Below are 14,558 nucleotides of genomic sequence, written 5' to 3'. Positions count from 1 at the left end.
ATGAGGGCCGGTCGATCACTCGACGTGCGTCAGGTAATCGGCAGTCACGCTGGGGCCAGGGATGATGGCAACGATCTTCATCTGGGCGATCATGCGCTTCATCGAGGCGTCGAGATGGGTCTCCAGCATGGCCGCGGCCGCATCGACGGCGCCGCGCATCAAAAGCTCGACGATCAGCCGCATCTCGGTGATTGCGGTCGGATCATCAGGCAGGCCGAGATGACGCAGCAGCCGCTCAGCGGCGTTGACGGGCAAAAGGTTGTTGCGGATCAGTTCCCGCGTCTTCTCGTTTGCCGTCGTCAGCACGCAGATGTCGATCATCTGCTCCTGGAGTTCCTCGAGCTTTTCGAGGTGGTCGACCGGCTGCGAAGCTTCAAGACCGGCCAAGCGGGTGAAGAGTTCGGTCAAGCGTTCGCGATCGACGGCGGCAGCGCCAGCCTTAAGCGCCGCGGGCTCCAGCATGCGTCTGAGCGTGAAGTGATCCTTGATCGTCTGGGCCGTCAGCGGACCGGCGATCCAGTGGGAGCTCTGATTCTTGCGGACAAGGCCGCGCTCCTGCAACCGGCTGAGGACGTCGCGCACCACCGTGCGGCTGACCTTGAAATGATTGGCGAGTTCGATCTCGATGATGCGGTACTGGCCAAAGACGACGCAGCCGGCCACGTCGCGCTCGACGGTGTTGTAGATGCGCGCCCAGGACGACCGGCTTTGCAACGCCTCATCGGCATGCTGGGCTATGACCAGGCCAAAGGACTTGATGTCCGTGCGGTTCGGCGTGAGACCCTCATCCTGAGGGCCGACCAGGAAGCCACGTCCCTGGAAACGGTGGACGAGGCCATCGGCCTCCAGACGGAGGAGGGCGCGCTGCACCGGCGCGCGCGAGGTTTGGAGAATATCGGCGATCGGCCCCTCGAGCAGGACCAGACCCAGCGGCAACTGTCCACCGACGATATTGTCGCGCAGGATATGCTCGGCAATCTCGTACCGACGCTGGGCCGTCTGTGCTGGGAGATTGCGTATCATTGGGCGGGGCATCCTCCATCCAATCGCGGATGGCAACAAAGTCGGAATTCTCTTTAGTGTATTTTGCCGTTCCGGACTATGTCAAAATAAATGTCTTTTGCATACCAAAATTGCATTTTCTCGCAGAGCGTCGCGTGAGGCGGCATTTCATCTTCGTCTAGGCCATTTTGCCCTGCAGATGGTCAGACGGGGCGAACAGCCCTCGCGTCGAGGCTCGGATGATGCAGAAATGCGCGGTTTCTGGCAACGATTCGCTGAAAAGCCGCGCATAACCGCGCATCTCGTTCCTTTCAGGATCCCTGCATGAATGCCCCGATTTTGTGATTTGTTGTTGCTCTGCACAAAATGTCGACTGTTTCATGAAAAGCCTATTGAATACAAAAATCATTTATGTCATCAATTCTGCATAGGGACGCTGCTAGAAGCATTCCGAGGGTGAACGACAAAAAACGTCAGACTGCCGATCGATCTTCCGTCGTGTGCCTTGCCGCCCACGAACGATTTCGGCTGCCGTTTCGCAAGGCGCGCGGCGGCATAGGAGCGATCCGTGGCTGGTGCAAAATGGAGAGGCTCTTGTCTTCGGTTCTCAAGCTCGCAGGTGTCACCAAGGCTTATGGTACGCTGAACGCGCTCGACGGCATCGACCTGTCGCTGCCGAACGACAGCTACGTTTCGCTTCTGGGGCCGAGCGGATCGGGAAAGACGACGCTGCTGCGCGTCATCGCCGGTTTCGAGCAGCCGGACTCCGGCACGGTGATCTTCAAGGGCCAGCGTATCGAGACGGTACCGCCGCACCGGCGCGACATCGGTTTCGTCTTCCAGAATTTTGCCCTTTTTCCGCATCTGTCGGTCTCCAGGAACATCGCTTTCGGGCTGGAAAACCGCGTCGAAAATCCGGTGACCGATCCTGCTATCGTGCAGGCTAGGGTCAAGGACATGATTGCGCTTGTCGGCCTATCGGGCCTTGAGGATCGTGGCGTCGCGCAGATCTCTGGCGGTCAGCGGCAGCGCGTGGCGCTGGCCCGCACGCTGGTAACCGAACCGTCGCTGGTGTTGCTCGACGAGCCGCTTGGCGCACTCGACGCCAATCTTCGTGCCCGCATGCGCAGCGAGCTCAGGCTGATCCGCGAACGCTGCGGCGTCACCTTCCTGCACGTGACCGGCAGCGAGAGCGAGGCGCTTGCCATGGGCGACATGGTGCTGGTGCTCGACAGCGGCCGGATCGCGCAGGCGGCAGACGCCGATACGATCTACAACCAGCCGAAGTCGCTGTCGGTGGCGGGCTTTCTCAACTGCTACAATCTTTTCGAAGGCCGGCTCGCCGGGGAGAGCTTCCTCGGTCCCTATGGTGCTTTCCCGCTCGGCGACCAAATGCAGTTCCGCGACGACCGCACCGGCTACGCGATCCGCTACGACCGTGTTGCGATCCGCCCGGCCGAAGCGCCTGTTGCCGATGACGAGGTGAAGCTCGAGGCGACCTTCGTCGCCGACGAATATTCGGGCGCCGCGATAAACTCCTTCTTCTCGCTCGATGACGGTCGCGTCTTCGAAGTGGAATCGCATCTCAGCCAGAGCCTGCCACCTGCCTGTCGGCCGCAGTCGCGCTACGCGCTCGTCTGGAAGCGCCGGGATGCCCTCGTTTACGCCTGACACTCTTACCGCGCAGCGCGGGACGGGAGACTGATTGATGTCGATAAGTGCCACAACAGCCGAGACCGAGACCACCGTGGAACCGTTCAGGAACGCATCCGGCAAGACGCTCTGGCTGTTGGCGCCGGGCGTCATCTGGATGCTGCTTTTCCTGGTAACGCCCATCCTGATGATGATCTACGTGTCCTTCTGGACGCAGACCACCTTCAAGATCACGCCTGATCTGACCATCAAGAGCTGGGTGACCTTCTTCACCACGGACACCTATCTCAGCGCGCTGTGGACGACGGTCAGGATCTGGTTGATCGTGCTTGTCTCGACTCTGGTCGTCGGCTATCCGGCAGCCCTCTATGTCGGCCTCTTCGTCAAGAACAAGACGATCCAGACGGCGCTTCTCGTCCTCTGCGTCATCCCTTTCTGGACCTCCTTCCTGATCCGCGTGCTCGCCTGGCGGCCGATGCTGGGCAAGGAGGGGGCGATCAATCTCATCCTGCAGGGCCTCGGCATCATCAATCAGCCGATCGAGGTGCTGCTGTTCTCCGAACTCTCGGTCATCATCGGCATGACGCAGATCTATTGCGTCTTCATGGTCGGGCCGATCGCCTTCATGATGGGCCGCATCGACCAGAGCGTCATCGAGGCGGCGCAGGATCTCGGTGCGGGCTTCTGGCGCATCTTCCGCACCATCATCCTGCCGCTCACCATGCCGGGCGTGGTGGTCGGCGCGATCTTCGTCTCCGTCATGGTGCTTGGTGAGTTCGCGACCGCCGCCGCCCTCTCCGGCCGCAAGGTAAACCTCCTCGGCAATATCATCGTCACCCAGGTCGGATCGCTGAAATGGGCCTTCGCCGCCGTCGTCGGCGTCGTGCTTACCGTGCTCATGGGCATTGTCGTCGCAGCACTCCTGCGCGTCGTCGACCTCAGGAAGGAGCTCTGACATGCAGGCCGGCGGCATCAAGCTCTCACTCGGCGTCTACACCGCGCTCTTCCTGATCTTTCTTTACGCACCGATGGTGGTGCTTGCCATTCTGTCCTTCCAGACAGGGCCGGAAGGCGGACCGCAGTTCCCGATCATCGAATGGTCGACCTACTGGTACAAGCATCTCTTCGGCCTGACGCCACCGTCGCGCATCGCGCCGCTGCCGATCAACGAAGCCCTGGTCCGCTCGCTGGCGCTCTCGGTGATGACGATGATCGTCTCCACCGTGCTCGGCGTCACCTCGGCGCAGGCCTTCCGTCGCCGGTTCCCTGGCTCGGGCGTCGTCTTCTACCTGATCGTTCTCGGCATGATGGTCCCCGGCGTTCTGGTCGGCCTCGGCATGGCGCTCGTCGCCAACGCGCTCGGCATCGACCGGCACTGGTGGGGAACGGCCTTCGTGCTGCACGTGGTCTACACCTACCCCTTCGCCTTTCTCGTCATGCTGGCGATCCTCAACCGCTTCGACCAGAGCGTCGAGGAGGCGTCGTGGTCACTCGGCGTGTCGCCGGCGCGTACCTTCCGCAAGGTGACGTTCCCGCTGATCTTTCCGGGCGTGCTCTCGGCCATGCTCTTTGCCTTCACGCTGTCCTACGACGAATTCTCGCGCACGCTGTTTGCGTCCGGCCGCGACCTGACGCTGCCGCTCGCCATTTACGGCACCTTCTCGGTGGAGGTGCATCCAAACGTCTTCGCCTTTGGGGTGCTGACGACGATTTTCTCTTTCGCGCTGCTCGGCGTCTACGCCGTCCTGATGATGCTTTCCATACGCCGCGCCAAGCGAGTAGCGATCCAGGAGGAAGCGTGATGCCGATACCTTCAGCCATCGTCACGGGCGCCGGTTCCGGCATCGGTCGTGCCATCGCCATCCGGCTGTCGCAGGACGGCTATGCCGTGCTCGTTAATGATCTCCATCTCGACCGCGCACAGGCGGTAGCCGACGAGATCGCAGTTGCCGGCGGCACGGCCGCGGCGGTTGCCGGCGACGTCTCTTCCGAGACGGATACGGCGCGCGTCTACGACGTCGCAGTCTCGGCCTTCGGCCATCCCCGGTTGCTCGTCAACTGTGCCGGCATCGTCCACCAGGCACTGTTCGAGAACCTCGAGCTCGCGGATTTCGACCGGATGTTCGCGATCCATGTGCGCGGTACCTTTCTGATGACCAAGCTGGCTTTGCCATCGATGCTCGCCGTCGGCGATGGCGTCATCATCAACGTCGCCTCTCAGCTCGGCCAGATCGGTGGCATCGAACTCGTCCATTATGCCGGAGCCAAGGCGGCGATCATCGGCATGACGAAATCGCTCGCCCGCGAGGTCTCGAACCGCGGCGTGCGCGTCAATGCCGTCGCCCCGGGGCCGATCAACACGCCACTGGTGCGCGAACTCTCGCAGGAATGGCGCGTCCGCAAGGCTGCCGAGCTGCCGCTCGGCCGTTTCGGCGAGCCGGAAGAGGTTGCCGCCACCGTTTCGTTTCTCGCATCGCCCGCCGCCAGCCTGTTCGTCGGCCAGACGCTTGGCCCGAACTCCGGCGACGTCATGCTCTAGTCAGGAAAACAGAATGACCACGATCTCTTCGACACCCCGCATCGTACTGATCACCGGCGCCGGCATCGGCATCGGCAAGGCGACCGCCAAGGCATTCGCTGCGCTCGGCGACCACGTGATCGTCACGGATGTCCTGAAGGTCGAGGGGCGCGCCGCCGTGGCGGAGATCGAGGATGCGGGCGGCGCGGCCGAATTCATCGAACTCGACGTCCGCTCGACGTCGGCCGTCGATGCCCTGGTCGCCGACGTGGAGAAACGTTACGGCCGCCTCGACGTGATTATCGCCAATGCCGGCATCGCTCACAAGGCACCGCTCGATGTGCTCGACGACGACAAGTGGGAGCTGACCTTCGACATCGATCTCAAGGGCATCTTCCGCGTGGTCCGTGCGGCCGTACCGGGCATGAAGGTACGCAAATCAGGCGCGGTGGTGGCTCTTTCCTCGATCATGGGTGTTGCCTACGGTTGGGACGAGCACGTGCATTATTCCGCCGCCAAGGCCGGTGTCGTCGGCCTCGTGCGCGGCCTGGCTGTCGAACTCGCCCGCGACGGCATCCGCGTCAACGGCATGGCGCCCGGCTACATCCGCACCGCACAGCTTCTATCGGAAGAGAACTCGCTCGGACCGAAGGGCGCGGAAGCGGCAAGCGCCTTCATCCCGATGGGGCGGCTCGGCGAACCGGAGGACATTGCCGACGTGATCGTCTTCCTGGCGTCAAACAGCGCAAGATACATGACCGGCCAGACGCTGGTCGTGGATGGAGGGCTCCTCGTGGGCCGATACTGACGGCGGGCGCGTCAGGACCGATCCCGTCCTGACGCCGAGGCTGGACGAGAACGATGGGTGGTCATGAAGGCCATCCCGGGGAACAAAAAACCGGAGAACGACAATGACAATTTCGATGGACATGAATCGACGTTCACTGCTGAAGCGATCCGCAGGCGCGATGGCGCTTGCCATCGGCGGCGGCACGCACTTCCTTTCTTCGCGGGTAGCCTATGCGCAGGCCGCCAGCCTCGCCGGCGAGCAGTTGCGCACGATCGGTCTTTCGGTCACCGTGCAGGAACGCATCCTGGCTGACTTCAAGGCGGCAAGCGGCGTCGGCACGACATCAGGCACCGCGGCGACCTTCCCGGACGCGCAGACCCGGATCCTCTCCGGTTCGAAGGACTATGACGTCTGGGAAACGATCGGCGAGCGCCTTCCCTCCGTTGTCATGACCGACAATGCCGACCCGATCGAGACCTCGGGCCTGAAGAGCTGGTCGAATATCCGCGAGATCTTCACCAAGCCTGATCCGAAGTTCGACCCCAAGGCGCAGATCGTCGGTCAGATCTGGACGGACGAGACGCAGACGGCGCTCTGGATGGTACCTTCGGTCTTCAACTTCGATTCTGTCGGTTACAATCCGGAGGTGCTCTCCGACGAGGAAGCCAACAGCTGGACGGCGATCTTCGACAGCAAGTACAAGGGCAAGTCCGGCCTCAACACCGACCCGCTGACGGCCTTCGGCCAGGCGGTCATGGCGATGAACACGCTTGGCCTCTCCAATGTCAAGAACCCCGGCAATCCGACCGCCGCGGAAATCGACGAAGCCGCGAAGTTCCTGATCTCGAAAAAGAAGGAAGGCCAGTTCCGCGCGCTCTGGGGCGATTTCGGCGAACTCGTCAACTTCCTGGCATCCGGCGAAATCGTCGTCTGCGACGCTTGGCAGCCGGCGGTTATGGCCGTCAAGGCGCAAGGAAAGCCCTGCAAATACGCTATCCCGAAGGAAGGCTATCGCGCCTGGTCGATCGGCAACACCATGCTGAAGGGCACGCCGAACAAGGAAGCCGTCGTCGCCTATGCTGACTATTGGCTGTCGGGCGAACCGGGCATCACGGTCTCCGAGCAGGGCTATTATTCGCCGACCACCAACATCAAGGAGAAGATGGCACCGGAGAAATATGCCTTCTGGTACGAAGGCAAGCCGTGGGTCGGTGCGGCTGAGCGCGGCATCAAGGAAGGCGATCTCCGCGACGGCGGTTCGCTCGAAACTCGCGCGGCAAACGTCGCTTACTGGCACCAGTGGCCGGATGAATACGACCACCTCATCCAGAAGTGGGACGAATTCCTCAGCGCTTGATGCGTACTCCCAGCGCCCGGGCATCCCACGCGAGATGCGGTGAGGGCGCCACCTGGCAGGCGGCTCCGGTCGCCTGTCCTTTACCCGCAACCCGGAACGACCGACATGATACATGACCTCGAACTCTACCAGATCGGCAAGGTCTACGATAACGGAACGCCGGCCGTGATCGACTTCAACCTCACCGTCGACAAGGGCGAGTTCATCGCGTTTCTCGGTCCGTCCGGCTGCGGCAAGACGACGACGCTGCGGATGATCGCCGGCTTCGAGAGCATCTCCTCCGGCAATCTGATGGTCAGGGGCGAGCGGATCAACGATATCGGCCCGGCGCAGCGGCCGACCTCGATGATCTTTCAGAATTATGCGCTCTTCCCGCACATGACGGTGCGCAACAATATCGGTTACGGGCTCGATGTGAAGCGCATGCCGAAGGCCCAGCGCAATGCAAAGGTCGACCGCATTCTCGAAAAGCTCGGTCTTGCGGACGTCGCCGACAAGCGCTGCGACAAGCTTTCCGGCGGCCAGCGACAGCGCATCGCGCTTGCGCGCGGCCTCGTGGTCGAGCCTGATATCCTGCTGCTAGACGAGCCGCTCGGCGCCCTGGACGCCAACCTGCGCAAGACGATCCAGAGCGAATTGAAACTGCTGCAACGCGAGCTCGGCGTGACGTTCGTTTTCGTTACGCACGCGCAGTCCGAGGCGCTGGCGCTTTCCGACCGGATCGTCGTGATGAACCAAGGCCGGATCGAACAGATCAGCCCGCCGCATCAGCTTTATACGCGGCCGAACACGCCTTTCGTCGCGCAGTTTATTGGCCGGAATACGATCTTCAAGGGTGCGGTCAAGGGTCATGAGAAGGGGCATGTCATGGTCGACACGCCGCTCGGGGTTCTCGCCGGCGATGCCAATGGCGCGGTCGCGGACGGAGATGCGGTGAGCGTCGTGATCCCGGCGGAAGCGATCGAGGTACATGCGCTCGACACGGGCGGCCGCGACGCGATCACTGAGGCCTCCGGCGGCAATGTCATCGACGCCAGGATCCGCCGCTTCGACGTGGTCGGGCATATCTCGCATCTTTCGGTCGCCCTGCCGGATGGACGCCTGCTGGCGCTCGAAGCCCATGTCGACAAGTATCCGCCCGGCGCCTTTCCAGTCGATGCGCCGGTCGCGCTCGCCTGGAGGCCGGAAAACGCCACGGTCATTCCCGCCCACTGAACAGCCGGCCGATCAAAGCCGGACCAACGAGAACATCACAAGGAGACCCCGCAATGGCAAAAGAAATCTTCTGCAGCTTCGGCATCGACGTGGACGCCGTTGCCGGCTGGCTCGGCTCGTATGGCGGCGAAGATTCGCCGGACGATATCTCGCGCGGCCTGTTTTCCGGCGAAGTCGGCAGCCCACGGCTGTTGAAGCTGTTCGAGCGTTTCGGCATCAAGACCACCTGGTTCATCCCCGGCCACTCGATCGAGACGTTCCCGGAGCAGATGCAGGCCGTCGCCGATGCCGGCCACGAGATCGGCATCCATGGCTACACGCATGAAAATCCGATCGCCATGACGCGCGAGCAGGAGACGGAGGTGCTCGACAAGTGCATCGAGCTCGTCACCAAGCTCTCCGGCAAGCGGCCGACCGGTTATGTGGCGCCCTGGTGGGAGTTCTCCAACGTCACCAACGAACTCCTGCTCGAGCGTGGCATCAAGTACGACCATTCGCTCATGCACAACGACTTCACCCCATACTATGTCCGCGTCGGCGACAGCTGGACCAAGATCGACTATTCGAAGAAGCCGTCGGACTGGATGGTGCCGCTGAAGCGCGGTCACGAGACCGACCTGATCGAGATCCCGGCATCCTGGTATCTCGACGACCTGCCGCCGATGATGTTCATCAAGAAGGCGCCGAACAGCCACGGCTTCGTCAACCCGCACGACATCGAGCAGATGTGGCGTGACCAGTTCGACTGGGTCTATCGCGAAATGGATTACGCCGTCTTCCCGATCACGATCCACCCTGATGTCGCCGGCCGGCCGCAGGTTCTGATGATGCTGGAGCGTCTCTACGCCCACATGATCAAACATCCCGGCGTCAAGTTCGTAACGATGAACGAGATCGCCGACGACTTCGCCAAACGCTTCCCGCGCAAGAAGTAAGAGGCAAAGCCGATGTGTTCGCTCTGCGGCATTTTGGGTGGCAACGAGCACTGGGCCGACGCGGTCGCGCGGCCCGGGGTCTATACCCGCTCCGCCGAGCGGATCGACCGCCGGCGCGAGCGCGCCCGCCGTGTTGCGATCGCCAACTGCATTCTCGAGACCTTCGGTCTCTCCATCTCCGACTGGCAGGGATCCTCCTTCCTGCTGTCGACCCGGACCGGAAAGACCGAGATCATCGAAGATCTCGGACATCTGTGGCCGGCGGCCGAGCGGCTTGCGGGCCGGCCGCTCGATCCGCTGGCCGAGCCGCTTCTCGACCGGTTGGAGGCGAACGGCCATGGATAACGCCTTTCCGGCCTTCACGCCCGTCACGTTGCTGACCGGCTTTCTCGGATCCGGCAAGACGACGCTGCTGCGCCGGCTGCTGACCGATCCGGCGCTCTCGAACGCCGCTGTGCTGATCAACGAATTCGGCGAGGTCGGCCTCGACCATCACCTGCTCGAGCGCATCGATGAGAACATGGTGTTGCTGCAATCCGGTTGCCTCTGCTGCACGGTGCGGGGCGAACTGGCCGATGCGATCCGCGATCTGCATTCGAAGCGCGAGCGCGGCATCGTCCCGCCCTTCGACAGGATCATCATCGAGAGCACCGGGCTTGCCGATCCTTTCCCCGTTCTTTCCACGTTGAAGGCCGATCCGGTTCTGCGGCATCATTTCAAGCCCTCGGGCGTGATTGCCACTGTCGATACCGTCAATGCGGGGACGCAGCTTGCCGGCTATCGCGAGCCGATGCGGCAGGTGGCGGTGGCCGACCTTTTGGTGCTGACCAAGACCGATATCGCCGAGGTCGGCCAGGTCGCGCGCGTCACGGCGATGATCCGGCGGATCAATCCGGATGCGCCAATCGTCCTGGCATCGGACGACGCCTTCGGTGTCGCCAGGCTGCTGGAGGGTACAACAACCGGCCGCGCCGAGGCGATGCAATCGCCGGGCGGCTTCTATTGCGACGACCCGGGGCCGGTCCTTGCCGGCGAACATTCCGCCGGCATCCAGTCCTTCGTGCTGGTGAGCGAAGGCAGGGTCGACTGGACGGCCTTCGGCATCTGGCTGACCATGCTGCTCAACCGGCACGGCGACCGTATCCTTCGGGTCAAGGGCATTCTCAACATCGAGGGCGAAGACTTTCCCGTGGCGATCCACGGGGTGCAGCATCTGGTCCACACGCCCGTTCATATGCGATCCTGGCCAGGCGAGGACCAGCGCTCCCGCATCGTCTTCATCGTCGACGGCATCGCGCCCGCGGCGATCGAGCGATCGTTCAACGCCTTCAACGGGCTCGGTGCGGCACAGGTTGCGCCGCGGCGGGTCGAGGAACTGCAGCCATGAGAAAAATGCCGACGCCGAAGAGCTTTCCGACGCCCGCGCTCCATACAGAGGGCCGGATCAAACTGCGCATCCTCGGCACGGCGATTTCGCTGCTGGAGGAACTCCGGCTCGGCGCCGAGCGTGATCTCGGCATGGACATCGAATTCGACAACCAGGACTTCATGACCGCCCAGCACAAGGCGGCGCTGGAGCCGATGACCTATGACATCTACGACCAATGCTTCCACAACCTCGATATCGTCTGGTATTGGCGCGCCGTGCAGCCGATCGACATCGGGCGGATCACCCTCTGGGACGAGATCACCGATCTGACCAAGACGGGCCGCATCGGCCCGAATGCACGGATAGGGCAGGGCGATGCGCCGGTGACCAAGCTATTCGTGCAGCCGAACCTGGCGCTTGCCGAAACGCCGTCGCGACGCATCTCGATGCTGCCGACGACGCATAATTTCGACAGCTTCGCCTACCGGACGGATGCGGCAAATTCCAACCAGATGATCTCCTGGGCGGCACTGCTCGACCGCCGCTGGCATGGGCGCGCTGCCCTCGTCAACGAGCCGGCGATCGGCATCTTCGACGCAGCACTTGCGGCGCAGTCGGCCGGGCTGATGACCTTCCACAACCTCGGCAACATGAGCATCGAGGAGATCGATCGGCTGCTGGATATTCTCGAAGAGCGCAAGAAGGCCGGCTTCTTCCGCGGCTTCTGGCGTTCGGCCGAGGACGCGGCGAACCTGATGACGAAGAGCGACACGCAGATCCAGTCGATGTGGTCTCTCGGCATCAGCAAACTGAACCTACGTGGCTTCCCCGTCGAACTCGCCAATCCCGCCGAGGGCTACCGCGCCTGGCATGGCGGGCTCTGCCTTTCGAAGCGGCTTTCCGGCCGCATGCTCGATGCGGCCTACGACTATCTCAACTGGTGGATCTCGGGCTGGCCCGGCGCGGTCGTGGCCCGCCAGGGCTATTACATGTCGACGCCGGAACGCTCGCGGCCGCACATGACGCCGGCCGAATGGGACTATTGGTATGAAGGCCTGCCGGCTGCGACCGACTTGCCCGGGCCTGACGGGCTCCTCCGCATCAAGGCGGGTGCTGTGCGCAGCGGCGGCTCCTACTGGCAGCGCGCCAACTCGATCGCCGTCTGGAACACGACCATGGATGAACACAATTACCTAGTGCGCCGCTGGGTGCAGTTCGTGGCGGCTTGAGCAAAGTGGAAAAGACAGAATGACACTCTCTTACGGCGCTCTCTCGATCGCTCAGCTGTCTGCCCTCATCCAGGGTGGCAGCGTCGATCCCGTCGCTGTGGCGGAACAGGTCTTGGACGCGATAGAAAGCCATGACGACAAGACTGTCTTCATCTCGCTGACGCGTGAGCGGGCGATGGCCGAGGCGCATGCTTCATCCAAGCGGCTGAAGGATGGCCGTTCTCTTGGCCGGCTCGAAGGTATTCCCGTTGCCTGGAAGGATCTTTTCGACGTCGCCGGCAGCGTCACGGCGGCGGGGTCCAGGCTGCTTCTACGTGATCAGGCACCGGCCACAGGCGATGCCGCGGTCGTCTCCGCGCTGGCTTCGGCGGGCATGGTGGCGACGGGCCGGGTCAACATGAGCGAGTTCGCCTTTTCCGGCCTTGGCATCAATCCGCATTTCGGCACGCCGAAAAACCCCCGCAGCACCGATGTCGCCCGCATCCCGGGCGGCTCGTCCTCCGGTTCGGGCGTGGCCGTGGCATCAGGTCTCGTGCCAATCTCGATCGGCTCAGACACAGGTGGCTCGGTGCGCATTCCGGCGGCGCTAAACGGTATCGTCGGCTACAAGGCGACGCGTGGGCGCTATCCGATGGCGGGCGTATTTCCGCTTGCCGGCAGCCTCGATTCGCTCGGGCCGCTCTGCCGCTCGGTACAGGGTACCGTCTGGATCGACGCCGCAATGCGTGGAGGCGCGGCACCGGCGGTCGGTCGCAACGCACTTGGCGGGCTGGAGGTCGTCATTCCGACCAACGTCGTCTTCGATGATGCCGAGCCGGGTGTCGTTGCCGCCTTCGAAGCGGCGGTTGAGCGTTTGTCCGCCGCCGGGGTCATGTTCACGCGGCTGGAAATCCCTGCCTTCGCGGAAATTCTGCAGCTGATGGCAAGCCACGGAGCCCTGGTGACGGCGGAGGCCTACTGGCTGCATAGAACGCGGATCACCGGGCCGGACGCCGGACTGATCGACCCGCGTGTGGTCTCGCGCACCCGCTTCGGTGAGGAGATCACCCTTTCGCACTACCTCGACATTCTCTCTGCCCGCACGCGGCTGATCGAGGCGGTGGACCGGCTGGTCGGTGGCCGGCTGATCGCCTTCCCGACCGTCGCGCATGTGGCACCGCTGCTCGAGCCGCTGAAGACCGATGACCAGCTTTTCGTCGCCACCAACGGCAAGACACTGCGCAACACGCTGCTCGGCAATTTCCTCGACTGGTGCGGGGTGTCGATCCCTTGCGGGGCAGGCGACGCCGGCATGCCTGTCGGCTTCCTGCTGTCGGGCCTGGCGCACGCCGATGAGCGGCTGCTGTCGGCGGCGCTCATCGCCGAACCGATCATTCGCGGCGAGACACTTTGAAGGCAGTCGCTCCGGCTGCGAACATGAACAAGGAGAGTTGCAATGTGCATGGCGTGTTATGTCGACGAAGCGACCAAAAGCAAGATTATCGCTTACAATGCCGAATTCCATAAGGTGACGAAGAGCCCCTATGGCAGCGACGACGAGATCGGCATGCTGAACCTGATCGACGCCAATTCGCGTTCGGCCATCATCGGCCGCACCGATGCCTCGAAAGTCTTTGACCTTTCGGTCGACCATTTCGTCGGCATGCCCGGCTGGTTCGGCGCCGGCGACCAGCCCTATCAGATCTGGATGACACACACGCCGCAGGGCGAGATCGTCGCCAACACCATGGGCGTCACGCGCCAACAGAACGAGCTCGTCGCCTATTCCGGCGACAGTATCTCGATGTACACCCATTGCGGCACGCATATCGATACGTTCAATCACTTCGGCTACAATGGCGAAATCTTTAATGGCTTTACGGCACGGGATCACCTCGGCAGCCGAGCCTGGGATATTTGCGGCCCGGAAAAATATCCGCCGATCTTTGCACGCGGCATTCTCCTCGATATCGCGGCGATGCACGGCGTCGACACGCTGCCGCCGAGCCACCCGATCGGCAAGGCCGACATAGAGGGCTGCCTGAAGAAGCAGGGGCTGAAGATCCTGCCCGGCGACGTGGTGCTGCTGCGCACCGGCCAGATGCTGCTTTGGCCGGATATGGCTTTCACCAGGAATACGCCCGGCCTCAACCGCGAGGGCGCGGAATATATCGCCAAGCACGGAGCGATCATGATCGGCGCCGACAATCTGACGCTGGAGCAGACGCCATCGGCGCATGAACTTAATTTCTTCCCCGTCCATACCTACCTGTTGGCAGAAGCAGGCGTGCCCATACTTGAGATGGCCCATCTTGAAGAGTTAGCCGCCGAAAAGCTCTACGAACTCGCGTTTTTCGGAGCTTGCATCAAGTTGCGCGGCGCTACGGGAACACCGATGCGGCCAATCGCGATGCCGCTGCGTTGATCGCGAGCCGCGAGAGATGCCACTCAAGCCGACCGATCGCGCACAGTCGCGGGAAAACAGGATCTCTGACGTCGTCTGGCCCGGAC

14 protein-coding genes are annotated in these 14,558 nt (G+C 62.7%); 13 read left to right on the top strand and 1 reads right to left on the bottom strand.

The annotated features are described in order from the left end of the window. Window positions 1-15: 15 nt before the first annotated feature. Window positions 16-1,035 carry a GntR family transcriptional regulator gene (locus tag HFO71_RS25555; protein WP_029875715.1) on the bottom strand — a complete coding sequence of 340 codons (1,020 nt, stop codon included), beginning with the start codon at window positions 1,033-1,035 and terminating at the stop codon, window positions 16-18. Window positions 1,036-1,584: 549 nt separating this feature from the next. Between HFO71_RS25555 and HFO71_RS25550 the strand changes: the two genes are divergently transcribed. From HFO71_RS25550 to HFO71_RS25490, 13 genes are all read left to right on the top strand, one after another. Next, window positions 1,585-2,673 (top strand): ABC transporter ATP-binding protein, encoded by a 1,089-nt coding sequence (locus tag HFO71_RS25550; protein WP_206113882.1) that lies wholly within the window; start codon window positions 1,585-1,587, stop codon window positions 2,671-2,673. A gap of 37 nt (window positions 2,674-2,710) precedes the next feature. Further along, the gene (locus HFO71_RS25545) at window positions 2,711-3,610 is read left to right on the top strand and encodes an ABC transporter permease (protein WP_221988566.1); all 900 of its coding nucleotides are present in this window, start codon (window positions 2,711-2,713) and stop codon (window positions 3,608-3,610) included. A 1-nt stretch (window position 3,611) separates the two neighbouring features. Further along, on the top strand, window positions 3,612-4,457 hold the full coding sequence (locus tag HFO71_RS25540) for an ABC transporter permease (RefSeq protein WP_131641097.1): 846 nt from the start codon (window positions 3,612-3,614) through the stop codon (window positions 4,455-4,457). Further along, the gene (locus tag HFO71_RS25535; protein ID WP_131641098.1) at window positions 4,457-5,194 is read left to right on the top strand and encodes an SDR family NAD(P)-dependent oxidoreductase; all 738 of its coding nucleotides are present in this window, start codon (window positions 4,457-4,459) and stop codon (window positions 5,192-5,194) included. Before HFO71_RS25540 ends, HFO71_RS25535 begins: the two co-directional genes overlap by 1 nt. Window positions 5,195-5,207: 13 nt before the next feature. Next, a complete protein-coding gene (locus HFO71_RS25530; RefSeq protein WP_131663444.1) occupies window positions 5,208-5,981 on the top strand; it encodes an SDR family NAD(P)-dependent oxidoreductase in 774 nt (257 codons plus the stop codon). Between the two features lie 103 nt (window positions 5,982-6,084). Beyond that, on the top strand, window positions 6,085-7,320 hold the full coding sequence (locus tag HFO71_RS25525; RefSeq protein ID WP_029875722.1) for an ABC transporter substrate-binding protein: 1,236 nt from the start codon (window positions 6,085-6,087) through the stop codon (window positions 7,318-7,320). 105 nt (window positions 7,321-7,425) lie between these two features. Continuing rightward, window positions 7,426-8,535, top strand: coding sequence for an ABC transporter ATP-binding protein (locus HFO71_RS25520; protein WP_131641101.1), 1,110 nt, complete (start codon window positions 7,426-7,428; stop codon window positions 8,533-8,535). Between the two features lie 53 nt (window positions 8,536-8,588). Continuing rightward, complete coding sequence (locus HFO71_RS25515) at window positions 8,589-9,470, top strand: polysaccharide deacetylase family protein (protein WP_131641102.1); 882 nt, start codon at window positions 8,589-8,591, stop codon at window positions 9,468-9,470. 12 nt (window positions 9,471-9,482) lie between these two features. Further along, on the top strand, window positions 9,483-9,815 hold the full coding sequence (locus tag HFO71_RS25510; protein WP_131663446.1) for a hypothetical protein: 333 nt from the start codon (window positions 9,483-9,485) through the stop codon (window positions 9,813-9,815). Then, complete coding sequence (locus tag HFO71_RS25505; RefSeq protein ID WP_221976215.1) at window positions 9,808-10,857, top strand: CobW family GTP-binding protein; 1,050 nt, start codon at window positions 9,808-9,810, stop codon at window positions 10,855-10,857. The genes HFO71_RS25510 and HFO71_RS25505 overlap by 8 nt, the downstream gene beginning before the upstream one ends. Next, window positions 10,854-12,068: an ABC transporter substrate-binding protein gene (locus HFO71_RS25500; protein ID WP_221988565.1), complete on the top strand. Its 1,215-nt coding sequence runs from the start codon at window positions 10,854-10,856 to the stop codon at window positions 12,066-12,068. Before HFO71_RS25505 ends, HFO71_RS25500 begins: the two co-directional genes overlap by 4 nt. A gap of 19 nt (window positions 12,069-12,087) precedes the next feature. Next, the gene (locus HFO71_RS25495) at window positions 12,088-13,461 is read left to right on the top strand and encodes an amidase (RefSeq protein ID WP_221988563.1); all 1,374 of its coding nucleotides are present in this window, start codon (window positions 12,088-12,090) and stop codon (window positions 13,459-13,461) included. A gap of 42 nt (window positions 13,462-13,503) precedes the next feature. Beyond that, entirely contained in the window at window positions 13,504-14,472 is a 969-nt protein-coding gene (locus HFO71_RS25490) for a cyclase family protein (protein ID WP_221976212.1), read from the top strand. The last annotated feature ends 86 nt before the right edge of the window (window positions 14,473-14,558 follow it).

Origin of the sequence: Rhizobium laguerreae (assembly GCF_019778565.1) — a bacterium.
Taxonomy (GTDB): Bacteria; Pseudomonadota; Alphaproteobacteria; order Rhizobiales; family Rhizobiaceae; genus Rhizobium; species Rhizobium laguerreae.
Note: the sequence above shows the minus strand (reverse complement) of the source record. Positions and strands in the feature narration are given on the sequence as shown.

Excerpts from the sequence above, each read along its gene's own strand:
- HFO71_RS25555 (WP_029875715.1), bottom strand. The coding sequence starts at position 1,035 with ATGCCCCGCCCAATGATACGCAATCTCCCAGCACAGACGGCCCAGCGT.
- HFO71_RS25550 (WP_206113882.1), top strand. The coding sequence starts at position 1,585 with ATGGAGAGGCTCTTGTCTTCGGTTCTCAAGCTCGCAGGTGTCACCAAG.
- HFO71_RS25545 (WP_221988566.1), top strand. The coding sequence starts at position 2,711 with ATGTCGATAAGTGCCACAACAGCCGAGACCGAGACCACCGTGGAACCG.
- HFO71_RS25540 (WP_131641097.1), top strand. The coding sequence starts at position 3,612 with ATGCAGGCCGGCGGCATCAAGCTCTCACTCGGCGTCTACACCGCGCTC.
- HFO71_RS25535 (WP_131641098.1), top strand. The coding sequence starts at position 4,457 with ATGCCGATACCTTCAGCCATCGTCACGGGCGCCGGTTCCGGCATCGGT.
- HFO71_RS25530 (WP_131663444.1), top strand. The coding sequence starts at position 5,208 with ATGACCACGATCTCTTCGACACCCCGCATCGTACTGATCACCGGCGCC.
- HFO71_RS25525 (WP_029875722.1), top strand. The coding sequence starts at position 6,085 with ATGACAATTTCGATGGACATGAATCGACGTTCACTGCTGAAGCGATCC.
- HFO71_RS25520 (WP_131641101.1), top strand. The coding sequence starts at position 7,426 with ATGATACATGACCTCGAACTCTACCAGATCGGCAAGGTCTACGATAAC.
- HFO71_RS25515 (WP_131641102.1), top strand. The coding sequence starts at position 8,589 with ATGGCAAAAGAAATCTTCTGCAGCTTCGGCATCGACGTGGACGCCGTT.
- HFO71_RS25510 (WP_131663446.1), top strand. The coding sequence starts at position 9,483 with ATGTGTTCGCTCTGCGGCATTTTGGGTGGCAACGAGCACTGGGCCGAC.
- HFO71_RS25505 (WP_221976215.1), top strand. The coding sequence starts at position 9,808 with ATGGATAACGCCTTTCCGGCCTTCACGCCCGTCACGTTGCTGACCGGC.
- HFO71_RS25500 (WP_221988565.1), top strand. The coding sequence starts at position 10,854 with ATGAGAAAAATGCCGACGCCGAAGAGCTTTCCGACGCCCGCGCTCCAT.
- HFO71_RS25495 (WP_221988563.1), top strand. The coding sequence starts at position 12,088 with ATGACACTCTCTTACGGCGCTCTCTCGATCGCTCAGCTGTCTGCCCTC.
- HFO71_RS25490 (WP_221976212.1), top strand. The coding sequence starts at position 13,504 with ATGTGCATGGCGTGTTATGTCGACGAAGCGACCAAAAGCAAGATTATC.